This window comes from Streptomyces sp. NPDC058650, assembly GCF_042717315.1.
GTDB lineage: Bacteria > Actinomycetota > Actinomycetes > Streptomycetales > Streptomycetaceae > Streptomyces.
On the sequence record NZ_JBHXRL010000008.1, the window covers coordinates 296,595 to 318,866 of the forward strand.

At 71.8% G+C, this 22,272-nt stretch carries 18 protein-coding genes and 1 pseudogene; 15 read left to right on the forward strand and 4 right to left on the reverse strand.

Features of this window, described 5'->3' with window-relative positions; genetic code table 11:
* Positions 1–8: 8 nt before the first annotated feature.
* Complete coding sequence (locus ACFWWU_RS17335) at positions 9–614, reverse strand: hypothetical protein (protein ID WP_384145624.1); 606 nt, start codon at positions 612–614, stop codon at positions 9–11.
* A 163-nt stretch (positions 615–777) separates the two neighbouring features.
* Between ACFWWU_RS17335 and ACFWWU_RS17340 the strand changes: the two genes are divergently transcribed.
* The 4 genes and pseudogenes from ACFWWU_RS17340 (at position 778) to ACFWWU_RS17355 (ending at position 4,774) form a co-directional block, all read left to right on the forward strand.
* Complete coding sequence (locus ACFWWU_RS17340) at positions 778–1,986, forward strand: helix-turn-helix domain-containing protein (protein WP_384145627.1); 1,209 nt, start codon at positions 778–780, stop codon at positions 1,984–1,986.
* Positions 1,987–2,066: 80 nt separating this feature from the next.
* Positions 2,067–3,224, forward strand: a complete 1,158-nt coding sequence (locus ACFWWU_RS17345; protein WP_329623319.1) for an acyl-CoA dehydrogenase family protein — start codon at positions 2,067–2,069, stop codon at positions 3,222–3,224.
* Between the two features lie 5 nt (positions 3,225–3,229).
* Complete coding sequence (gene tesB / locus ACFWWU_RS17350) at positions 3,230–4,117, forward strand: acyl-CoA thioesterase II (RefSeq protein ID WP_384145630.1); 888 nt, start codon at positions 3,230–3,232, stop codon at positions 4,115–4,117.
* Positions 4,118–4,139: 22 nt separating this feature from the next.
* Positions 4,140–4,774, forward strand: a pseudogene (locus ACFWWU_RS17355) (cation diffusion facilitator family transporter).
* On the opposite strand, the gene ACFWWU_RS17360 reads toward ACFWWU_RS17355, so the two are convergent.
* Positions 4,771–5,544: a phosphatase gene (locus ACFWWU_RS17360; protein ID WP_384145633.1), complete on the reverse strand. Its 774-nt coding sequence runs from the start codon at positions 5,542–5,544 to the stop codon at positions 4,771–4,773. The pseudogene ACFWWU_RS17355 and the gene ACFWWU_RS17360 overlap by 4 nt on opposite strands.
* Positions 5,545–5,619: 75 nt before the next feature.
* The gene (locus ACFWWU_RS17365) at positions 5,620–6,207 is read right to left on the reverse strand and encodes a TetR/AcrR family transcriptional regulator (protein ID WP_384145636.1); all 588 of its coding nucleotides are present in this window, start codon (positions 6,205–6,207) and stop codon (positions 5,620–5,622) included.
* An 87-nt stretch (positions 6,208–6,294) separates the two neighbouring features.
* On the opposite strand from ACFWWU_RS17365, the gene ACFWWU_RS17370 reads away from it, so the two are divergent.
* From ACFWWU_RS17370 to ACFWWU_RS17385, 4 genes are read left to right on the forward strand one after another with little or no spacing between them, the layout of a single operon-like run.
* Positions 6,295–7,902, forward strand: a complete 1,608-nt coding sequence (locus ACFWWU_RS17370) for a carboxyl transferase domain-containing protein (RefSeq protein ID WP_384145639.1) — start codon at positions 6,295–6,297, stop codon at positions 7,900–7,902.
* Between the two features lie 14 nt (positions 7,903–7,916).
* Complete coding sequence (locus ACFWWU_RS17375; protein ID WP_384145642.1) at positions 7,917–9,845, forward strand: acetyl/propionyl/methylcrotonyl-CoA carboxylase subunit alpha; 1,929 nt, start codon at positions 7,917–7,919, stop codon at positions 9,843–9,845.
* A gap of 17 nt (positions 9,846–9,862) precedes the next feature.
* On the forward strand, positions 9,863–10,780 hold the full coding sequence (locus ACFWWU_RS17380) for a hydroxymethylglutaryl-CoA lyase (RefSeq protein ID WP_384145908.1): 918 nt from the start codon (positions 9,863–9,865) through the stop codon (positions 10,778–10,780).
* Positions 10,781–10,788: 8 nt separating this feature from the next.
* Positions 10,789–11,949: an acyl-CoA dehydrogenase family protein gene (locus ACFWWU_RS17385; RefSeq protein ID WP_384145645.1), complete on the forward strand. Its 1,161-nt coding sequence runs from the start codon at positions 10,789–10,791 to the stop codon at positions 11,947–11,949.
* A gap of 105 nt (positions 11,950–12,054) precedes the next feature.
* Here ACFWWU_RS17385 and ACFWWU_RS17390 read toward each other — a convergent pair whose 3' ends face one another.
* Positions 12,055–13,620, reverse strand: a complete 1,566-nt coding sequence (locus ACFWWU_RS17390; RefSeq protein WP_384145649.1) for a hypothetical protein — start codon at positions 13,618–13,620, stop codon at positions 12,055–12,057.
* A 194-nt stretch (positions 13,621–13,814) separates the two neighbouring features.
* Between ACFWWU_RS17390 and ACFWWU_RS17395 the strand changes: the two genes are divergently transcribed.
* The 7 genes from ACFWWU_RS17395 to ACFWWU_RS17425 all read left to right on the forward strand — a co-directional run bounded on the left by ACFWWU_RS17395 (position 13,815) and on the right by ACFWWU_RS17425 (position 22,258).
* Complete coding sequence (locus tag ACFWWU_RS17395; RefSeq protein ID WP_384145652.1) at positions 13,815–14,870, forward strand: ABC transporter substrate-binding protein; 1,056 nt, start codon at positions 13,815–13,817, stop codon at positions 14,868–14,870.
* A gap of 3 nt (positions 14,871–14,873) precedes the next feature.
* Positions 14,874–15,722, forward strand: coding sequence for a siderophore-interacting protein (locus tag ACFWWU_RS17400; protein WP_384145656.1), 849 nt, complete (start codon positions 14,874–14,876; stop codon positions 15,720–15,722).
* Between the two features lie 133 nt (positions 15,723–15,855).
* Positions 15,856–17,328 (forward strand): pyridoxal phosphate-dependent decarboxylase family protein, encoded by a 1,473-nt coding sequence (locus ACFWWU_RS17405; RefSeq protein WP_384145659.1) that lies wholly within the window; start codon positions 15,856–15,858, stop codon positions 17,326–17,328.
* Positions 17,315–18,598 carry a lysine N(6)-hydroxylase/L-ornithine N(5)-oxygenase family protein gene (locus ACFWWU_RS17410; protein ID WP_384145662.1) on the forward strand — a complete coding sequence of 428 codons (1,284 nt, stop codon included), beginning with the start codon at positions 17,315–17,317 and terminating at the stop codon, positions 18,596–18,598. The genes ACFWWU_RS17405 and ACFWWU_RS17410 overlap by 14 nt, the downstream gene beginning before the upstream one ends.
* Positions 18,595–19,125: a GNAT family N-acetyltransferase gene (locus tag ACFWWU_RS17415; protein WP_384145665.1), complete on the forward strand. Its 531-nt coding sequence runs from the start codon at positions 18,595–18,597 to the stop codon at positions 19,123–19,125. Before ACFWWU_RS17410 ends, ACFWWU_RS17415 begins: the two co-directional genes overlap by 4 nt.
* Positions 19,122–20,909 carry an IucA/IucC family protein gene (locus ACFWWU_RS17420; RefSeq protein ID WP_384145668.1) on the forward strand — a complete coding sequence of 596 codons (1,788 nt, stop codon included), beginning with the start codon at positions 19,122–19,124 and terminating at the stop codon, positions 20,907–20,909. The genes ACFWWU_RS17415 and ACFWWU_RS17420 overlap by 4 nt, the downstream gene beginning before the upstream one ends.
* Positions 20,910–21,037: 128 nt before the next feature.
* On the forward strand, positions 21,038–22,258 hold the full coding sequence (locus tag ACFWWU_RS17425) for an FG-GAP-like repeat-containing protein (protein ID WP_384145671.1): 1,221 nt from the start codon (positions 21,038–21,040) through the stop codon (positions 22,256–22,258).
* The last annotated feature ends 14 nt before the right edge of the window (positions 22,259–22,272 follow it).

The window sequence follows — 22,272 nt, forward strand, 5'->3', positions numbered from 1 at the left end:
GGGCCGGATCAGTAGAGCTTGTTGACGGCGGTCTTCGTCGTCGTACGGAAGGCGGTCAGCGGGGCGTCCTTGAAGTCGCCCATCTGACCCCAGCGGACGAGGGTGACGGTGCGGCCGTCGCGGCCGACGGAGAAGAGGTGGATGTCGGTGATGCCGATCTGCGGGTCGGCGGTGTCCAGGCTGTAGACCCAGGCACCCTCCTCGACGGCGAGCTTGCCGTGGGAGGCGCTGACGGCGTGCAGGCCCGGGTTCTGCCGCTCAAGCAGGGGCCCGCAGCCGGCGAGGGCCTTGCGGAGGGTGTCGACCAGCTTGACGGCGTCGGCCTCGGTGCGGGCGACGGTGGTGATCTGGACGCCGTTGGTGTCGAGCTCGGTGTTGAACTCGCGGTAGCGGGTGTTCTGCGCCGGGATCTTGTAGGGGGCGCAGAGGGCGCCGCCGTTCTCCGGGATGCCGGTGAAGACCTGGGTGGCGGTCCACGGCGTCGACGACGGCGGCATCTGGGAGGCGGCGAGGAAGGCGGGCTGGGCGGCGGCCTGCGCCGGGGCCGTGGCGAGGGCCGCGAGGCCCAGGGCGGCAGCGGCGGCGGTGGCGAGTGCGGTACGGAGCTTGTTCATGGTGGTGGATCCCCCGTCGGGTCGTTCGGTCAGTGCTCAACCAGCGTCGGGCCGGCGCCCGCCGCCTGCAACGGTGACGCGCCCACCATCCGTCCCGGAACCATTCCACCCCCGCTGACGTGCAAGGACGTGAAGGGTGGAACGCAGGGTCGAGGGGGATGGAATGCCGAAGGACGCCGCCGTCGAGGAGTTCGCGCGGCTCGTGCGCGCGCTGAAGGCGCGGGACGGGAGGAGTTACGAGGCGCTGGGCCGGCGCCTGAGCGTCAGCGCGTCCACCCTCCACCGCTACTGCTCCGGCGCGACCGTCCCGGAGGAGTTCGCCGTGGTCGACCGCCTCGCCCTGCTGTGCGGGGCGGACGAGGAGGAGCGGCGGGCCCTGGAGGTGGCCTGGACCCGCGCGGACGGCGCCCGCCGCCCTCCGGCACCGGAGCCCGAAGCGGAGCCCGAGCCCGACGCGGAACCCGAGCCCGGCCCGGAGCCCGAGCCCCGCCCGGAGCCCGAGCCCGGCCCGGAACCGAAGCCGGCGCCGGAGCCCGAGCCGGCCCCGGAGCCTGCGTCCGAGCCCGAGCTGGAACCCGTGCACGCGCGCGTGCCGGGCCTCCCGTCCGAGCGGCGGAGGCGCCGGTGGGGGTGGGTGGGCGTGGTCTGCGGGGCGCTGGCGGTCGTGGGGACGGTGACGCTCGGAGCCGTACTCCTGCCCGGGAAGACCCGGGAGCGGGCCGCCGAACCACCGGCGCCGCTGACGTGGACCGTCGCCTCGGACCTCTGGAAGAACGGGTGCGGGCACACCTACCTCGCGGAGCGGACGCCCCCTCCCCCGCCGGAGGCGGCCGACGCGCGGAGCTGGGCGGCGGCGCAGGGGGCCGTGGACGGCGGGGAGACGCTGGTGCGGGTGTCGGTGCAGGGGAAGGGTGCGGCGGCGGTGGTGCTCCAGGCGCTGCACGTGCGGGTGGTGGAGCGGGGCGCGCCGCTGCCGTGGGCGGCGTACCGGATGGACGACGGGTGCGGCGGGGCGGTGACGCCGCGCCGTTTCGAGGTGGACCTGGACCGGCCGCGGCCGGTGGCGCGGGCGCTGGACGGGTACGACGCCTCCGGGGAGGAGGGCCGGGCGCTCCCGGCGGTCTCCTTCCCGTACGCGGTCAGCGCCGCCGAGCCGGAGGAGCTGCTGGTCTTCGCGGGGGCGGCGGGATGCGACTGCCGCTGGTACCTGGAGCTGGAGTGGAGCTCGGAGGGGCGCCGGGGCACGGTCCGGATCGGGGACGAGGACGGTGCACCCTTTCGGACGAGCGGGGCGAAGGGGCGGCCCGTGTACGGGTACGACTCCGTGGGGCGGGCCTGGATCACAGGCGAGAAGTCTGGACAGAGCGGGTGACCGATGGGTAACTTCGAGAGAGAACCCTGAGCAAGCGCTTAGACAACTGGGCCCGCCCCGCACACCGGAGGAGACGCACCGTGCGCCGTACCGTATTCAACGAGGACCACGAGGCGTTCCGGGAGACCATCCGCGCCTTCATCGAGGCCGAGGTCGTTCCCGTCTACGACGAGTGGTTCGCGGCGGGCCAGGCGCCCCGCGAGTTCTACGACAAGCTCGGCGAGCTGGGCATCTTCGGCATCAACGTGCCCGAGGAGTTCGGCGGCGCGGGCCTGGACACCCACAAGTTCGAGGCCGTCCTGTACGAGGAGACCTCGCGCGCGGGCGTCCAGTTCGGCGGCTCCGGTGTGCACGTGCTGCTCGCCCTGCCGTACATCAAGATGCTCTCCACCGACGAGCAGAAGAAGCGCTACCTGCCGAAGTTCGTCACCGGCGAGGAGATGTGGGCGCTGGCGATGACCGAGCCGGGTACCGGCTCCGACGTCGCGGGCATGAAGACCACCGCCAAGCTCTCCGAGGACGGCACGCACTACGTCCTCAACGGCTCGAAGACCTTCATCACCGGTGGCGTCCACGCCGACCGCGTGATCGTCTGCGCCCGTACGTCCGCCCCGTCGGCCGACGACCGCCGCTTCGGCATCTCCCTCTTCGCCGTCGACACCAAGTCCGAGGGCTACTCCATCGGCCGCAAGCTGGACAAGCTGGGCCTGCGCACCTCCGACACGGCCGAGCTGGCCTTCGTCGACGTCAAGGTCCCGGTCGAGGACCTGATGGGCGAGGAGGGCAAGGGCTTCTACTACCTCGGCCACAACCTCGCCTCCGAGCGCTGGGGCATCGCCTTCGGCGCCTACGCCCAGGCCAAGGCCGCCGTCCGCTTCGCCCAGCAGTACGTCACGGACCGCACGGTCTTCGGCAAGCCGGTCGCCTCCTTCCAGAACACCAAGTTCGAGCTGGCCGCCTGCCAGGCCGAGGTGGACGCGGCCGAGGCCGTCGCCGACCGCGCCCTGGAGGCCCTGGACGCCGGCGAGCTGTCCCCGGCCGAGGCCGCGAGCGCCAAGCTCTTCTGCACCGAGGTCGCGCACCGCGTCATCGACCGCTGCCTCCAGCTGCACGGCGGCTACGGCTACATGAACGAGTACCCGATCGCCCGCCTGTACGCCGACAACCGTGTCAACCGCATCTACGGCGGCACCAGCGAGATCATGAAGTCGATCATCGCGAAGTCGATGGGCCTGTAGTCCACGTGCCCGACCCGCACGACGAGCACTGTGCTCCGGACGCCCTGGATGCCCTGCTCGATCTGCTCGACCTGGAGCGGATCGAGCGGGACATCTTCCGGGGCGAGTCCCGCTCCGCGCTCGTCCCCCGCGTCTTCGGCGGCCAGGTGGCCGCCCAGGCGCTGGTGGCGGCGGGCAGGACCGTGCCCGAAGACCGTCTCGCGCACTCCCTGCACGCGTACTTCCTGCGCCCCGGGGACCCGGGCGCGCCGATCGTCTACACGGTCGACCGCATCCGCGACGGCCGTTCCTTCACCACCCGCCGGGTCGTCGCCGTCCAGCACGGGCAGCCGATCTTCCACCTCTCCGCCTCCTTCCAGGCGTACGAGGAGGGGCTCGACCACCAGTCGGACATGCCGGCCGCGCCGGACCCGGAGTCGCTGCCGACGGCCGCCGAGATGCTGCCCCGGCACCTGCCGGCGGAGGTCGCGGACCGGCTGGTCGAGGCGCGGGCGGCGGTGGACCTGCGGTACGCCGACACCCCGCCCTGGGGTTCCGTCGGGCAGCCGCGCGAACCGCGCTCGCAGGTGTGGTTCCGTACGAACGGCAAGCTGGCCGACGACCACCTGCTGCACGTCTGCCTGGCCACGTACGTCTCCGACATGACGCTGCTCGACTCCGTCCTGCTCGCGCACGGGCGGGGCGGCTGGGCCGTCGGGGACGTCGTCGGGGCCTCCCTCGACCACGCGATGTGGTTCCACCGGCCCTTCCGGGCCGACGAATGGCTCCTCTACGACCAGGAGTCCCCCTCCGCCTCCGGCGGGCGCGGGCTCGGCCAGGCCCGGATCTGGACCCAGGACGGGAAGCTGGCGATCTCCGTCATCCAGGAGGGTGTCGTGCGCGTTCCGCGCTGATGACCGGACATACCGTCCGATCATGGCGGAGAACGGCGCAGGCGCGGGGAACGGCGAGAGCACCTTCACCGTGATCGTGGCGGCGGCGGCGAACCTCGGGATCGCCGTCGCCAAGGCCGTCGCGGGTGTCGTGGGGGCACCTCCCATGCCCGAAGGGCTATGGGGGAGGGTCCAGCGCGATGCTGTCGGAGGCCGCGCACTCGGTCGCCGACACCGTCACCGAGGCCATGCTGCTCACCGCGCTCAAGCGGAGCGACAAGCCCGCCGACGAGGACCATCCCGTCGGGTACGCGGGCGAGCGGTACGTGTGGGCGATGCCGGCGGCCGTCGCGACCTTCGTCGGCGGCGCGGTCTTCTCGATCTACGACGGCATCCACACACGCGGGACGCGGTCCGCGAGGAACTGCTCACCGTCCCGCACATCGTGGACGTCCTCGACCTGACGACCCTCATCCAGGGGCCCTCCGAGGTCCTGGTCGCCGCGAAGATCGACTTCCGGGACGTCGCCTCGGCGGAGCAGATCGAATGGGCCTGCGAGGACGCCGAGGCCAGCTCCGCGAGCGGTTCCCGGCGATCCGCCGGGTCTACCTGGACCCGACGCCCGGCCTGGGACAACGCCGGGCCCGGTCGCCGGAGAAGCCTCCGGAGCAGGGTTAGAGCAGGCCCGCCGCGTCCAGCGTGTACGCCGTCATCGCCTCGTAGTAACGGGGGTCGATCACGTGGTCGTCGAGCGGGATCGTCACCTGCATCGTGCCCTCGGCCTCCCCGATGAACAGGGCCGGGTCGTTGCAGTCCGCGTAACCGACGGAGTCGATGCCGCGCTGGCCCGCGCGCCCGGCCCAGCCGTGGTCGGCGACAACCAAGTCGGGGCGGCCCTCCTCGCCGAGCGCGTCGAGGATCGCGTTCATCGGCTCCGGGGAGTGGGTGTGCCAGAGGGTGGCGCCCCGCTCGAAGACGGCGACGTCGGCGAACTGCACGACGTACCCCTCGTCGGCGATCAGCCCGCCGGGGATCCGGACGATGTCGCAGCCCTGGGCGCGCAGTGCGGCGGCGACCCGGCTGTGGACGTCGATGAGCGCGCCCGGGTGCCCGGTCGCGAAGAGGACCCGCTCCTTGCCGGCGGCGGCCTTGCGGAGCCGGGCGGCCATGCGGTCGAGGCCGTCGACGGTCAGCTCGGGGTCGATGGTGTCCTGGCCGGTCCGGTGGGCCGGGTCGTCGACGACCCCGCACCGCTCGGCCATCACGGCGAGCACGTCCTGCTCGTCGCTCCAGCGATCGCCGAGCTCCAGACCGAGCCAGTAGTGCCGGTCGCCGTTGGCGAGCTTTCTGTAGTGGGAGAGGTTGTTGTCGCGCGGCGTGGCGACGTCCCCGGCGATCCGGGTACGCACGAGGTGCTCGACAAGGGCGGGACGGCTGAGTATCGGCATGGGGTTCATTCTGTCCGAGTACGCTGCGTGACGAGCAGCCCGTCCCGGTTCCCGGACCCCGCCCTCTCCCGCGCCCTACTCGGCCGCCAGGGCTCCGAACGCCCCGTGCGCCAGGCGCCGCAGCAGCGCCTCCATCGGTTCGCGCCCCAGTGCGGCCAGGTGCGGGGTCGAGTTCAGGAGCCCGAAGACGGCGTGGACGGTGGTCCGCACCTCGGCCTCGCCCACGGCCGGGTACAGCTCCCGCACCACCGGCACCCACAGCTCCACGTACTGCCGCTGGAGCTGCCGGACCCGCTTGCGGTCCTCGTCCTTGAGCCGGTCGAGCTCCCGGTCGTGCAGCGTGATCAGCGGCCGGTCGTCGAGGGCGAAGTCGATGTGCCCGTCGACGAGGGAGGCGAGCACGGCCTCGGGGTCGCCGGTGGTCTCGCCGACCCGGATGCGGCCACCCGTGAGGAGCCGCTCGCTGATGCCGACGAGCAGCTCGGCGAGCATCGCGTCCTTGCCCGGGAAGTGGCGGTAGAGCCCGGGGCCGCTGATGCCGACGGCCGCCCCTATCTCGTCCACGCCCACGCCGTGGAAGCCGCGCTCGGCGAACAGGCGGGCGGCCTCGTTGAGGATCTGCTCGCGTCGCGTCGGTGCGGTGGTCCTGGCGGTCGTGGTCATGCGATCGATTCTAGACAACCCGGTTAGCGGTCGTTAACCTGAGCGACATACGTTAACGCTCATTAACCGAGCAAGGGAGCTCGAGGGATGCAGCAGGCACCTGTGCTGACGAGCGCGGCGGATCCCGCGTCCGCGGCCTGGCAGGCCAACGAGGCGGCGCACCACGAGCTGGCCGCGACCCTGCGCGCCAAGCTCGCCGCCGCCGCGCTGGGCGGCGGTGAGAAGTCCCGCGCCCGGCACACGGCGCGCGGGAAGCTGTTGCCGCGGGACCGCGTGGACACCCTCCTGGACCCGGGCTCGCCCTTCCTGGAGCTGGCCCCGCTGGCGGCGAACGGGATGTACGGCGACCAGGCGCCCGCCGCCGGGGTCATCGCCGGCATCGGCCGGGTCTCGGGCCGCGAGTGCGTGATCGTCGCCAACGACGCCACGGTCAAGGGCGGCACGTACTACCCGATGACGGTGAAGAAGCACCTGCGCGCCCAGGAGGTGGCGCTGGAGAACCGTCTCCCCTGCCTCTACCTGGTCGACTCCGGCGGCGCGTTCCTGCCGATGCAGGACGAGGTCTTCCCGGACCGGGAGCACTTCGGCCGGATCTTCTACAACCAGGCCCGGATGTCCGGTGCGGGCATCCCGCAGATCGCGGCCGTCCTCGGCTCGTGCACGGCGGGCGGCGCGTACGTCCCGGCGATGAGCGACGAGGCCGTGATCGTCCGGAACCAGGGCACGATCTTCCTGGGCGGTCCGCCGCTCGTGAAGGCGGCGACCGGCGAGGTCGTCACCGCGGAGGAGCTGGGCGGCGGCGAGGTCCACTCGCGGATCTCCGGCGTCACCGACCATCTCGCGGAGGACGACGCCCACGCCCTGCGGATCGTGCGGAACATCGTCGCCACGCTCCCCGAGCGCGGCCCGCTCCCCTGGTCGGTCGAGCGGGCCGAGGAGCCGAAGGTGGACCCGGCCGGGCTCTACGGCGCGGTGCCGGTGGACTCCCGTACCCCGTACGACGTGCGCGAGGTGATCGCCCGGGTCGTGGACGGCTCCCGCTTCCAGGAGTTCAAGGCCGAGTACGGGCAGACGCTGATCACCGGCTTCGCCCGCGTCCACGGCCACCCGGTCGGGATCGTCGCCAACAACGGCATCCTGTTCGCCGAGTCGGCCCAGAAGGGCGCGCACTTCATCGAGCTGTGCGACCAGCGCGGCATCCCGCTCGTCTTCCTCCAGAACATCACCGGCTTCATGGTCGGCAAGGCGTACGAGCACGGCGGCATCGCCAAGCACGGCGCCAAGATGGTCACGGCCGTGGCCACCACCCGGGTCCCGAAGCTGACGGTCGTCGTCGGCGGTTCGTACGGCGCGGGCAACTACTCGATGTGCGGCCGGGCGTACTCCCCCCGCTTCCTGTGGATGTGGCCCAACGCCAAGATCTCCGTCATGGGCGGCGAGCAGGCCGCGTCCGTCCTCGCGACGGTCAAGCGGGACCAGCTCGGCGACGAGTGGAGCGCGGACGACGAGGAGGCCTTCAAGGCGCCGATCCGCGAGCAGTACGAGACCCAGGGCAGCGCCTACTACGCGAGCGCCCGGCTGTGGGACGACGGGGTCATCGACCCGATGGAGACCCGGCAGGTCCTCGGCCTCGCCCTGACCGCCTGTGCCAACGCGCCGCTGGGTGACCCCCAGTTCGGCGTCTTCCGGATGTGAAGGGCCCCCAGGAGATGCACAGCATGTTCGACACCGTCCTTGTGGCCAACCGAGGCGAGATCGCCGTCCGCGTCATCCGCACCCTGCGGGAGATGGGCGTGCGTTCGGTGGCCGTGTACAGCGACGCGGACGCCGACGCCCGGCACGTACGGGAGGCGGACACCGCGGTACGGATCGGTCCGCCGCCGGCCGCCGAGTCGTACCTGTCCGTCCCGGCGCTCCTCGACGCGGCCGCCCGGACCGGGGCGCAGGCCGTGCACCCGGGGTACGGGTTCCTCGCGGAGAACGCCGCGTTCGCGCGGGCGTGCGCGGACGCGGGTCTGGTCTTCATCGGCCCGACCGCCGAGGCGATCTCCCTGATGGGCGACAAGATCCGGGCGAAGGAGACCGTGAAGGCGGCGGGCGTGCCCGTCGTCCCCGGCGCGGCCGACCCCGAACTGGTCGAGGCGGCCCGCGAGCTGGGCGCGCCCGTCCTGCTCAAGCCGTCCGCCGGCGGCGGCGGCAAGGGCATGCGGCTCGTCCGGGACCTGGCGGTCCTGGAGGAGGAGATCGCGGCGGCGAGGCGGGAGGCGCGCTCCTCCTTCGGCGACGACACGCTGCTCGTGGAGCGGTGGATCGACCGGCCCCGGCACATCGAGATCCAGGTCCTGGCGGACACCCACGGGAACGTGATCCACCTGGGCGAGCGCGAGTGCTCGCTCCAGCGCCGCCACCAGAAGATCATCGAGGAGGCGCCCTCCGTCCTCCTCACGCCGGAGATCCGGGCGTCGATGGGCGCGGCGGCGGTCGAGGCGGCGCGCTCCTGCGGCTATGTGGGCGCGGGCACGGTCGAGTTCATCGTCCCGGGCGTCGACCCGTCGGCGTACTACTTCATGGAGATGAACACCCGCCTCCAGGTCGAGCACCCGGTGACGGAGCTGATCACGGGCGTGGACCTGGTGGAGTGGCAGCTGAGGGTGGCGTCGGGCGAGCCGCTCCCCTTCGCGCAGGAGGACATCACCCTCTCGGGCTGGGCGATCGAGGCGCGCATCTGCGCGGAGGACCCCTCGCGGGGCTTCCTGCCCTCGGGCGGCACGGTCCTCTCGCTGAACGAGCCGCAGGGCGCGGGGGTCCGTACGGACTCGGGCCTGTCGCAGGGCACGGAGGTGTCGTCGCTCTACGACCCGATGCTGTCGAAGGTCATCGTCCACGCGAAGGACCGCCCCACGGCTCTCCGCAAGCTGCGCTCGGCCCTCGCCGACACGGTCACCCTCGGCGTCCCCACGAACGCGGGGTTCCTGCGCCGCCTCCTGGCCCACGAGGACGTCGTCGCGGGCGACCTGGACACGGGCCTGGTGGAACGGGACGCGGAGTCCCTGATCCCGGAGGGCGTCCCGACCGAGGTGTACGCGGCGGCGGCGGCCGTACGGATCGCGGAGCTGGCCCCGGCGCCCCGGGACGGCTGGACGGACCCGTTCTCGGTCCCGAGCGGCTGGCGGCTCGGCGGTCGCCCGGCCCCGCTCCCCTTCCCCGTACGCGTATCGGGACTCGAACCCGTGATGGTCGAGGCGCCGGGCGGCGCCCGGGTCACGGACACCTCGGTGACCGTCACGGTGGACGGGCTCACCCATCACTTCCACCGCAGCGGCAACTGGCTGGGCCGGGACGGCGATTCCTGGCACGTGCTCGACCACGACCCCGTCGAGGCCGCGCTCTCCGGCGCGCGGCACGGGGGCGCCGACACGCTCGCCGCGCCGATGCCCGGCACCGTCACCGTCGTCAAGGTGGCCGTCGGGGACGAGGTCGAGGCGGGGCAGAGTCTGCTCGTCGTCGAGGCGATGAAGATGGAGCACGTCATCTCCGCCCCGCACGCCGGCACCGTCACGGAGCTCGACGTCACGCCCGGCTCCACCGTCGCGATGGACCAGATCCTGGCCGTCGTCGCCCCCCGGGAGGAATCGTGACCGCCGCCGGACTGCCCATGGTCGTGCCCGATCCCGCGCTCCCGGCCCGGGTGCGGATCCACGAGGTCGGCGCCCGCGACGGGCTGCAGAACGAGAAGTCGGCCGTCCCGACCGACGTGAAGGCCGAGTTCATCCGGCGGCTCGCCGCCGCCGGGCTGGACACGGTCGAGGCGACCAGCTTCGTGCACCCGAAGTGGGTGCCCCAACTGGCCGACGCCGAGGAGCTGTTCCCGCTCGTCCGCGATCTGCGTGTCCGCCTGCCGGTCCTCGTGCCGAACGAGCGCGGCCTCGACCGGGCGCTCGCGCTCGGGGCGCGGGAGATCGCGGTCTTCGCCTCCGCGACCGAGTCCTTCGCGAAGGCCAACCTCAATCGCACCGTCGACGAGGCGCTCGCGCTCTTCGCGCCGACGGTCACCCGCGCCATAGAGGCGGGGCTGAAGGTCCGCGGCTACCTGTCGATGTGCTTCGGCGACCCCTGGGAGGGCGCCGTCCCGATCGAGCAGGTCGTCCGCGTCACGAAGGCCCTCGCCGAGATGGGCTGCGACGAGCTGAGCCTCGGCGACACGATCGGCGTCGCCACCCCGGGTCACGTCCAGGCGCTCCTGACGGCGCTGAACGAGGCCGGGGTCCCCACTTCCCGTATCGCCGTGCACTTCCACGACACGTACGGGCAGGCCCTGTCCAACACCCTCGCCGCGCTGCGGCACGGGGTGACGACGGTCGACGCCTCCGCCGGCGGCCTCGGCGGCTGCCCGTACGCGAAGAGCGCGACCGGCAATCTCGCCACCGAGGATCTCGTGTGGATGCTCGACGGTCTCGGCATCGAGACCGGGGTCGATCTGGCCGCCCTCACCGCCACGAGCGGGTGGATGGCCGAACAGCTGGGCCGGCCCAGCCCTTCCCGTACCGTCCGCGCCCTCTCCCACAAGGAGTGACCACCGCCATGTCCCTCGACCACCGGCTCTCCGAAGAGCACCAGGAACTCCGCCGCACCGTCGAGGCCTTCGCGCACGACGTCGTCGCCCCGAAGATCGGCGACTACTACGAGCGGCACGAGTTCCCGTACGAGATCGTCGCCGAGATGGGCCGCATGGGCCTGTTCGGTCTGCCGTTCCCCGAGGAGTACGGCGGCATGGGCGGTGACTACCTCGCGCTCGGCATCGCCCTGGAGGAGCTCGCCCGGGTCGACTCCTCCGTCGCCATCACGCTGGAGGCGGGCGTCTCCCTCGGCGCCATGCCGGTCTTCCGTTTCGGCACGGAGGAGCAGAAGCGGGCGTGGCTGCCGAAGCTGACCAGCGGCGAGATGCTCGGCGCGTTCGGCCTGACGGAGCCGGGGGCGGGCAGCGACGCCGGCGGCACCCGCACCACCGCCGTCCGCGACGGCGACCAGTGGGTCATCAACGGCTCGAAGTGCTTCATCACCAACTCCGGTACGGACATCACGGGTCTGGTGACGGTCACGGCGGTCACCGGCCGCAAGCCGGACGGCCGCCCGCTGATCTCCTCGATCATTGTCCCGTCCGGCACGCCGGGCTTCACGGTCGCCGCCCCGTACTCCAAGGTCGGCTGGAACGCCTCGGACACCCGGGAGCTGTCCTTCTCCGACGTCCGCGTCCCGGTGGAGAACCTCCTCGGCGAGGAGGGCCGCGGGTACGCGCAGTTCCTGCGGATCCTGGACGAGGGCCGGGTCGCGATCGCGGCGCTGGGGACCGGGCTGGCGCAGGGCTGTGTGGACGAGTCGGTGAAGTACGCGCACGAGCGCCACGCCTTCGGCCGGCCGATCGCCGACAACCAGGCCATCCAGTTCATGATCGCCGACATGGAGACGAAGGCTCACATGTCCCGGATCGGCTGGCGGGACGCGGCCTCGCGGCTGGTCATGGGCGAGCCGTTCAAGAAGGAGGCGGCGATCGCGAAGCTGTACTCCTCCACGGTGGCGGTGGACAACGCCCGTGACGCGACCCAGATCCACGGCGGCTACGGCTTCATGAACGAGTATCCGGTGGCCCGCATGTGGCGCGACTCGAAGATCCTGGAGATCGGCGAGGGCACGAGCGAGGTCCAGCGGATGCTGATCGCCCGGGAGTTGGGCCTCCCGGCCTGACCCGCGACGTGCGTACGGCCGTGTCGGTCACCGCCGCGCGCGGAGCAGCGGGCACGGCCGTGTCGGTCACCGCCGCGCACGGAGCGGCGGGCACGGCCGTGTCGGTCACCGCCGCGCACGCGGTGAGACGTACGCGTCGTAACGCTCCCAGCTCCCGGTCGACGGCAGCCGCACGGAGCGCCAGGCGCGGGCGTAGTCGGGCGGTGCGGCGCCGGCGGGCACGATGACGGCCACCGGCATCCGGCGGGCGGCCGCGGCGATGCCGTCCGGGGTGATGCTCTCGTCGTGCCCGCGCGGCTGACGGGAGGAACAGCCCGCGTAGTAGCCGATCAGCACGTACTCGCGGCCGGTGACGAGGCAGGGGGGCCGGACGCCGTGACCGTGCAGCGCGGTCGCGACGGTGGTGAACTGGTCCTGTACGGAACGGCTGTTGGAGACGGCCCGGTCGAGCACGGCGTACTGCACCGCGAGGTGTCCGAGCAGGGCGACCGCGAGCAGGACGGTGGCCGCCCGCCGCCGCCGCGCGGAGCGCACCGCGGCGAACAGGGACACCGCGCACTCGCCGACGGGCACCGCCAGCAGGGCGTACGCGGGGAGCAGGAAGCGGGGGGCCGCGTAGCCGACGGTGAAGAGGTACGGAGCGGCCAGCGCGGCCGCGGTCACGGTGGCGAGCAGGGCGGGGGCTCCCCGGCCGGCGCGGAAGGCGGCGACCACGCCGGCGGCGACGGCCGCCGGCAGCAGGAACCACCACACCGCGGTGAACGGGTGGTCCCAGGGCACGTCGCAGGGCCGGCACAGGGTGCGGCCGGCGAGCGCGCGCACGTGGTCGTCCACGGACAGGTACCAGCCCAGGGAGCCCTGGATCTCCCCGGCGCGCCGCAGTCGCGCGCCGAGGCCGCCGTAGTGCGCGTACGCCTCGGCGATCCACGGCAGCGCTCCGAGCGCGAGCGCTCCGGCGAGCACGGCGGTGAGCGCGGCGGCGCGGCGCCGCCAGGCGGGCACCAGCAGCGCCGCCGCGCCGAGCGGCAGGACGAGCCAGAGCCCGTCGCCGGGCCGGAACAGGGTGACCCCGGCCGCGGTGAACCCGAGCCCCACGAGCGCCGCGCGACCGGCCCCGCCCGCGCGACCGGCCCCGCCTCCGCGGCCGCCCACGCCCGCGTGGCCGCCGCCGGCGAACCGCAGGAAGCAGCCGACCGCGGCCAACGCGCCGAACGCGCACCACAGGTTGGGCATGACCCGCGGGCCGTAGAACAGCGTGACCCACAGCCCCGTGAACAGCGCGCCCCCCGCCGTCACCACCGACGCGGGCAGGATTCCGCGCCAGGCCCGGAGCGCTCCCCAGAGGGCGACCCCGGACAGCAGGGCGAGGTAGACACGGATCGCGGCCGTGGAGTCGGTGACCGCGGCCACCGGGGCGACGAGGTACGAAACGCCCCGGGCGCGGGGGGCGCTGAAGAAGGCCGCCGGGGCGTTCCCGCCGACCTGGCTGACGTACACCGCCTCGTCCCAGCCGAGGCCCGACCCCGGGACGACAAGGGCCAGTTGGACGAGGGTGAAGACCGCCGCGAGCCCGGCCGGCCAGAGCGGCGATCCGGGCGGTGACCCGGCGGCGGTGGACGTGCGGGGGGTGGGCGGATCCGAGGCGTTCGCGGTCGTGTCGACGGTGGCCATCCCGTCCATCGTCCGACGACCGCCCCACCCACCCCTCGCGGCGCGCCGCGCGAGCGCGTCCTTCGCCTCGTCAGGAGTAGCGAGCGTCACAGCCGTCGGGGGAAGTTCCACCCTGTCGAGAAAACGTGAGGTTAGGCTAACCTATCTTCGACTTGCCCCGGCCGACACCGGCTCGTACCGAAAGCGACTCCGCCATGCCCAGCACCGCCCGCGCCACCCGTCTCACCCGTCGCGGCCTGCTGGCCGCCGGCGGCGCTCTCGGGCTCGGCGCCGCGCTCGCCGCCTGCGGCGGCGAGACGAAGAAGGACGGCGGCTCCACCGCCCCCTCCGCCTCGGCGAAGTCCGGCCCCTGGGAGTTCAAGGACGACCGCGGCCTGGCCGTGAAGGCGAAGTCCACCCCGAAGCGGATCGTCGCCTTCACCGGCACGGCCGCCGCCCTGCACGACTTCGGCATCGAGGTCGTCGGCGTCTTCGGCCCGACCTACGTCGAGGACCCGAAGACCAAGGAGCGGAAGCCGGACGTCCAGGCGGGCGACCTCGACATCAACAAGGTCGCGGTCATCGGCAACGTCTGGGGCGAGTTCAAGATCGAGGAGTACCTCAAGCTCAACCCCGAGGTCCTCATCACGGACATGTGGGAGAAGAACGACCTCTGGTACGTGCCGGCGGAGCAGAAGGACAAGATCCTCAAGATCGCCCCGAGCGTCGCCCTGTGGGCCTCCGACCTGTCGATGCCGGCCGTCCTCCAGCGCCACGCCGACCTGGCCGCCTCGCTCGGCGCCGACGTCCGGACCGCGCAGATCAAGGCCGACAAGGCCCGCTTCGAGGCCGCCGCCGAGCGCGTCCGCAAGGCCGCCAAGGCCAAGAAGGACATCAAGGTCCTCATCGGCTCCGGCTCCCCCGACCTGTTCTACGTCTCCACCCCGGCCCGCCCGACCGACACGCTCTTCTTCAAGGAGCTGGGCGTCAACCTGGTCGTCCCGACCAAGCTGGACCAGGGCGGCTGGTTCGAGGGCCTCAGCTGGGAGAACGTCGACAAGTACCAGGCCGACGTCATCATGCTCGACAACCGCACCGGCACCCTCCAGCCGGAGCAGCTGAAGGCCAAGCCGACCTGGGGCGCGCTGCCCGCCGTCAAGGCCGGCCAGGTCATCCCGCGCGTGACCGAGCCCGTCTACTCCTACGCCAAGTGCGCCCCGCTCCTGGAGGACCTGGCGAAGGCCCTGGAGAACGCGAAGAAGGTGTCCTGACCCATGACGACCGCCGACACCGCCCCGTTCCAGTTCTTCTCCCTCCAGGTCGACCGGACCCGGCGGCTCGGCCCGTCGCTGGTCCGCGTCACCTTCACCGGCGAGGACCTGAAGGGGTTCGCCTCCGGGGGCCGCGACCAGTCGCTCTCCCTCTTCCTGCCGCACCCCGGCCAGGAGGCGCCCGTCCTGCCACCGCTCGACAACCCGGACATGTACGCGATCCTGGGCGCCTGGCGGGCCATGCCGGACGACGAGCGGGCCGTGATGCGCTCGTACACGGTCCGCGAGCAGCGCACGGATCCGAACGAGATGGACATCGACTTCGCGATCCACGAGGACGGCGGACCGGCCTGCCGCTGGGCCGGGCGCGCCGCGCCCGGTGACCGGGTGGTCGTCCTCGGCCCGGCGGTCGCCGCGAACACGGGCGTCCGCTTCCAGCTCCCCGAGGACGCCGACTCCGTGCTGATCTGGGCGGACGAGACGGCCCTGCCGGCCGCCTCGGCGATCCTGGAGTGGCTGCCGGCCGAGACCCGCGCGCAGGTGTTCCTCGAAGTGCCGTACTCCGGCGACCGCATGGACCTCGTGACCGAGGCGGACGCCACGGTCACCTGGCTCGTACGGGAGGAGGGGGCGCCCACCGCCGTGGACGCGGTGCGCGGTGCCGAGCTGCCCGGCGAGGCTCCGTACGTCTGGATCGCGGGCGAGTCCGGCGCGGTGAAGGCGCTGCGCCGCCACTTCGTGCGCGAGCGCGAACTCGACCGCCGCCGGGTGACGTTCGTCGGTTACTGGCGCAAGGGGCTGTCCGAGGACGCCCTGCGCGAGGTGCCGGACGAGACGCAGGACGACGCGTAACCCTCCCTCCATGGCCCCCCGACCCCGACGGGTTGGGGGGCCATTGCGTTGCGAAATTAGGTTAGGCTAACCTTACTTTCACACCGCACCCCTCAGCGGCATCCCACAGCGTTCCTCCCGAAAGGGCCCCCACATGCGCTCCCACCTGCTCAACGACGCCACGGCGGAGAGCTACCGGCGCTCCGTCACCGAAGGGGTCGAGCGGGTGGCGGACAAACTCGCCACGACGCGCCGCCCGTTCAGCGGCGTCACGCCCGCCGAACTGGCCCCCGTCATCGACGCCGTCGACCTCGACCGGCCGCTCGGTGACTCCTCCGCCGCCCTCGACGAGCTGGAGAGCGTCTACCTCCGCGACGCCGTCTACTTCCACCACCCCCGCTACCTGGGCCACCTCAACTGCCCGGTGGTCATCCCCGCCGTCCTCGGCGAGGCCGTCCTCTCGGCCGTCAACTCCTCGCTCGACACCTGGGACCAGAGCGCCGGCGGCACCCTCATCGAGCGGAAGCTGATCGACTGGACGACCGGCCGGATCGGCCTCGGCCCCGCCGCGGACGGCGTGTTCACCAGCGGCGGTACGCAGTCCAACCTCCAGGCCATGCTCCTGGCCCGCGAGGAGGCCAAGACGACGGACCTTTCCAGGCTCCGCGTCTTCTCCTCCGAGTGCAGCCACTTCAGCGTCCAGAAGTCGGCCACCCTGCTCGGCCTCGGCGCCGACGCCGTCATCTCCATCCCGGTCGACCGGAACAAGCGCATGCAGTCCGTCGTCCTCGCCGCCGAGCTGGAGGCCTGCCGCGCCGAGGGCCTGACCCCGATGGCGATCGTCGCCACCGCCGGCACCACCGACTTCGGCTCCATCGACCCGCTGCCCGAGGTCGCCGCCCTCGCCGACGACTACGGCGCCTGGATGCACGTCGACGCGGCCTACGGCTGCGGACTGCTCGCCTCCCGCACCCGCCGCCACCTCCTGGACGGCATCGAGCGGGCCGACTCGGTCACGGTCGACTACCACAAGTCCTTCTTCCAGCCGGTGAGTTCCTCCGCGCTCCTGGTCCGCGACGGCGCCACCCTGCGCCACGCGACGTACCACGCGGACTACCTCAACCCGCGTCAGACCGGGGACACGGGGGCACCTCCCACGTCCGAAGGACTGTGGGGGAAGATCCCGAACCAGGTCGACAAGTCGCTCCAGACGACCCGCCGCTTCGACGCGCTCAAGCTCTGGATGACGCTGCGCGTGATGGGCGCCGACGGCGTCGGCGAGCTCTTCGACGAGGTCTGCGACCTGGCCCGGGAGGGCTTCGCGCTGCTCGCCGCCGACCCGCGCTACGACGTCGTCGTCGAGCCGCAGCTCTCCACCCTCGTCTACCGCTACATCCCCGAGGCCGTCACCTCGCCCGCCGAGATCGACCGGGCCAACCTCTACGCCCGCAAGGCGCTCTTCGCCTCCGGCGAGGCCGTCGTCGCCGGCACCAAGGTCGACGGCCGCCAGTACCTCAAGTTCACCCTGCTCAACCCCGAGACGACCGCGGCCGACATCGCCGCCGTCCTCGACCTGATCGCCGGCCACGCCGAGCAGTACCTGGGAGAGACCCTTGTCCACGCCTGAGACGACCGGGACGTACGACTTCATCGGTATCGGGCTCGGCCCGTTCAACCTCGGACTCGCCTGCCTGGCGGAGCCCATCGACCACCTGGACGGTCTCTTCCTGGAGTCCAAGCCGGACTTCGAGTGGCACTCGGGGATGTTCCTCGAAGGCGCCCATCTCCAGACGCCGTTCATGTCGGACCTGGTCACCATGGCCGACCCGACGTCCCCGTACTCCTTCCTCAACTACCTGAAGGAGAAGGGCCGGCTGTACTCGTTCTACATCCGCGAGAACTTCTACCCGCTGCGGACCGAGTACAACGACTACTGCCGCTGGGCCGCCGGAAAGCTGACGTCCGTCCGCTGGTCGACGACCGTCGCCTCCGTGACCTTCGACGAGACCGACCAGGTGTACGTCGTCACCATCGAGGCCGGGGAGACCTTCCGCGCCCGCCGGATCGTCCTCGGCACCGGCACCCCGCCGTACGTCCCCGAGACCTGCGCCGACCTCGGCGGCGACCTGATCCACAACTCGCGCTACCTCCCCAACAAGGAGGCGCTCCAGAAGAAGAAGTCGATCACCCTGGTCGGCAGCGGCCAGAGCGCGGCGGAGATCTACTACGACCTCCTGTCGGAGATCGACGTCCACGGCTACAAGCTGAACTGGGTGACCCGCTCCCCCCGCTTCTTCCCCCTCGAATACACCAAGCTCACCCTGGAGATGACCTCCCCGGAGTACGTGGACTACTTCCACGCGCTCCCCGAGCAGACCCGCTACCGCCTGGAGACCCAGCAGAAGGGCCTCTTCAAGGGCATCGACGGCGAGCTCATCGACGCGATCTTCGACCTGCTCTACCAGAAGAACCTCGACGGCCCCGTCCCCACCCGGCTGCTCACCAACTCCGCCCTGCACGCCGCCGCGTACGACGACACCACCGGCACGTACACGCTCGGCTTCCGCCAGGAGGAGCAGGAGAAGGACTTCACCGTGGAGACGGAGGGCCTGATCCTCGCGACGGGCTACAAGTACACGCCCCCCGCCTTCCTCGCCCCGATCCACGACCGCATCCGCTGGGACGGCCAGGGCCGCTTCGACGTGGCCCGCAACTACTCGATCGACACGACCGGCCGCGGGATCTTCCTCCAGAACGCCGCCGTGCACACCCACTCGATCACCGCGCCCGACCTGGGCATGGGGGCGTACCGCAACGCGTACATCATCGGGGAGATGCTGGGCTCCGAGTACTACCCCGTAGAGAAGACCATCGCTTTCCAGGAGTTCGCCGCATGACCATCCGCTTCCGCCCGCTCGATCCCCTCAAGGACGCGGAGCTGATCCACGCCTGGGTGACCCACCCCAAGGCCGCCTTCTGGATGATGCAGGACGCCAGACTGGAGGACGTCGAGCGCGAGTACACGGCGTTCGCCGCCGACCCGCACCACCAGGCCTTCATCGGCCTGGTCGACGAGGTCCCCGCCATCCTCATGGAGCGCTACGACCCCGCCCACCTGGAGCTGGTCGGCCTCTACGACCCGCTCCCCGGCGACGTCGGCATGCACTTCCTCGTGGCCCCCACCGACACCCCGGTGCACGGCTTCACCCGCAAGGTGATCACCGCCGTGATGGCGGAGCTGTTCGCCGACCCGGCGACGGCCCGCGTGGTCGTCGAGCCCGACGTGGCCAACAAGGCCGTCCACGCGCTCAATGAAGCAGTCGGCTTCGTGCCGGAGCGCGAGATCCAGAAGCCGGAGAAGAAGGCGCTGCTGAGCTTCTGCACCCGGGAGCAGTTCGAGGCGGCAGTGGCGGTGTCGATATGAGCACGATCAACCGGGTCGACCCCGTAGCCCACCTGACCCCCGACCGCTGGGCGACCGCCAACCGCGCGCTGATCCGCAAGGGCCTCGCCGAGTTCGCCCACGAGCGGCTCCTCAACCCGCAGGAGCTGGGCGAGAGCCGCTACAAGGTCCTCAGCGACGACGGCGCGACCGAGTACCGCTTCACCGCCGACCGGTTCGCGCTCGACCACTGGCAGGTCTACCCCGACTCGATCAGCCGCCACCGCGGCGACGAGCAGCTCCCCCTGGACGCCCTCCAGTTCATCACCGAGCTGCGCGGCGCCCTCGGTCTCAGCGACGAGATCCTGCCGGTCTACCTGGAGGAGATCTCCTCCACGCTCGCCGGTACGGCGTTCAAGGCGACCAAGCCGCCCGTCACCTCCGCCGAGCTGGCCCACGCCGGCTTCCAGGCGATCGAGACCGGGATGACCGAGGGCCACCCCTGCTTCGTCGCCAACAACGGCCGGCTCGGCTTCGGCGTCGACGAGTTCCGGGCGTACGCCCCCGAGGCCGCGAGCGACATCCACCTGATCTGGCTGGCCGCCCGCCGCGACCGCACCACCTTCACCGCCGGGGCGGGCGTCGACTACGAGGCGTTCATCCGCGCGGAGCTCGGCGACGCGACGGTCGACGGCTTCGCGACGGTCCTCGCGGACCGGGGCCTGAACCTGGCCGACTACCTCCTGATGCCGGTCCACCCCTGGCAGTGGTGGAACAAGCTGTCCGTCACCTTCGCGGCCGAGGTCGCCCAGCAGCGCCTCGTCTACCTGGGCGAGGGCGACGACACGTACCTGGCGCAGCAGTCGATCCGTACGTTCTTCAACGCCTCGGACCCGGCCAAGCACTACGTCAAGACGGCGCTCTCGGTCCTCAACATGGGCTTCATGCGGGGCCTGTCGGCCGCGTACATGGAGGCCACGCCGGCGATCAACGACTGGCTTCACCAGCTGATCGAGTCGGACTCCGTCTTCGCGGCGGCCCGCTTCTCGATCATCCGGGAGCGGGCGGCGGTCGGCTACCGGCACATGGAGTACGAGGCCGCGACCGACCGCTACTCCCCGTACCGCAAGATGCTGGCCGCGCTGTGGCGCGAGTCCCCGGTGCCGTCGCTCGCCAAGGGCGAGCGCCTGGCGACGATGGCCTCCCTCCTCCACGTGGACCACACGGGCGCGTCCTTCGCGGGCGCGCTGATCAAGGAGTCGGGCCAGGAGCCGACGGCGTGGCTCCGCCAGTACCTGGACGCCTACCTCCTCCCGATCCTGCACAGCTTCTACGCCTACGACCTGGCGTTCATGCCGCACGGTGAGAACGTGATCCTCGTCCTCGACGAGCAGGGCACGGTCTCCCGCGCGATCTTCAAGGACATCGCCGAGGAGATCGTCGTCATGGACCCGACGGCGGTCCTGCCGCCGGCGGTGGAGCGCGTCCGCGCCGAGATCCCCGAGGACATGAAGCTCCTCTCGGTCTTCACGGACGTCTTCGACTGCTTCTTCCGCTTCCTGGCGGCGACGCTGGCGACGGAGGGCGTCCTCGACGAGGAGCGCTTCTGGCGGACGGTCGCCGAATGCGTACACGGCTACCAGGCCGCGAAGCCGGAACTCGCGGACCGCTTCGCGCAGTACGACATGTTCGAGGAGACCTTCGCCCTGTCGGCCCTCAACCGCCTCCAGCTGCGCAACAACAAGCAGATGGTCGACCTGTCGGACCCGTCGGCGGCCCTCCAGCTCGTCGGCGACCTGGCGAACCCGATCGCCCGCTTCGCCTGACCCCCCCAGACCGATGCGAACCCCGCCGGAGTACGGTCCTCCGCCGGGGCTCGCGTCTTTTCGGCACGGAGCCTCACTCGTACAACCATCCGGCCGGTCGCGGGTCTCACCCGGCGAAAGGGGAACACATGCGCAAGATGATGAAGCGGGGACTGGCGTCACTGCTGGGCCTCGCGACGCTGGGTACCGTCGCCGTCACCACGGCCGCGCCGGCCCAGGCGGCCGTGAGCGACTGCCCGGCGGGCTACTTCTGTGCCTGGACGCAGGAGGACGCGAAGGGGTCGATGCTCAAGACGAAGACGAACATGGCCACGATGGGTTCGTTGGGCACCCGGTTCGGCTCGTACATCAACCGGACGTCCGTCTACGCCTGCCTTTACGAGTCGCCGGACTACAAGGCGTACGAGGGCTACTGGTCGGAAGCTCCGTCGTCCAACGGCTCCTGGACCACCGGTCCGATGACCACCATCGCCTCGGTGAAGTTCGTCCGGACGAGGCGTGAGTGCTCCCAGCCCGCGTACCCGTATTGGTATGCGGAGACGTCCCCCAAGGCGGCCGGCTTCGGTGACCTGAACGGTGACCGCAAGGCCGATGCCCTCGTACGGGACCTGGTGGGACGGCTGTGGTTCCTGCCCGGCGACGGCTCGGGCCGGCTGGTCGGCGCCGGCGGCTGGAACTCGCTGGACGCCCTCGTGCGCCACGGGGACCTCACCGGCGACGCCCGCGAGGACGTCGTCGCCCGCGAGCGTTCGACCGGCAGGCTATGGCTGTACCCCGGGACGGGGACGGGCGGCTTCGGCACGCGCAAGCTCATCGGGTCGGGCGGATGGAACGGCATGGACCGGATCGCCGGCGTCGGCGACCTGTCCCGGGACGGCCGCGCCGACCTGCTGACCGTCGAGAAGTCCACGGGCAAGCTCTGGCTCTACCCCGGCACCGCCTCCGGCGCCCTCGGGGCCCGCAAACCGATCGGCTCCGGCGGCTGGAACGCCATGAACGCCCTCGTCGGACCCGGTGACACGAACGGCGACGGTCGCGTCGACGTGATCGCCCGGGAGAAGTCCACGGGCAAGCTCTGGTTCTACCCGGGGACCGCCTCCGGTGGCCTCGGGGCCCGCAAGCTGATCGGCTCCGGCGGCTGGAACGCGATGGACACCTTCCTCGCGGTCGGCGACACCACCGGCGACGGCCGCCCCGATCTCGCGGCCCTCACCAACAGCGATTACGCCATCGACGGCAACCGGGGGAACCCGGGATGGCTGGTCGGCTACCGCGGCCTCGGCACCGGCGCCTTCGCGGCCGGCGAGCTGACCAACGGCGACTGGTGGGGCCTCAACGGCGCCTTCTGACGGCGCGCGCGACG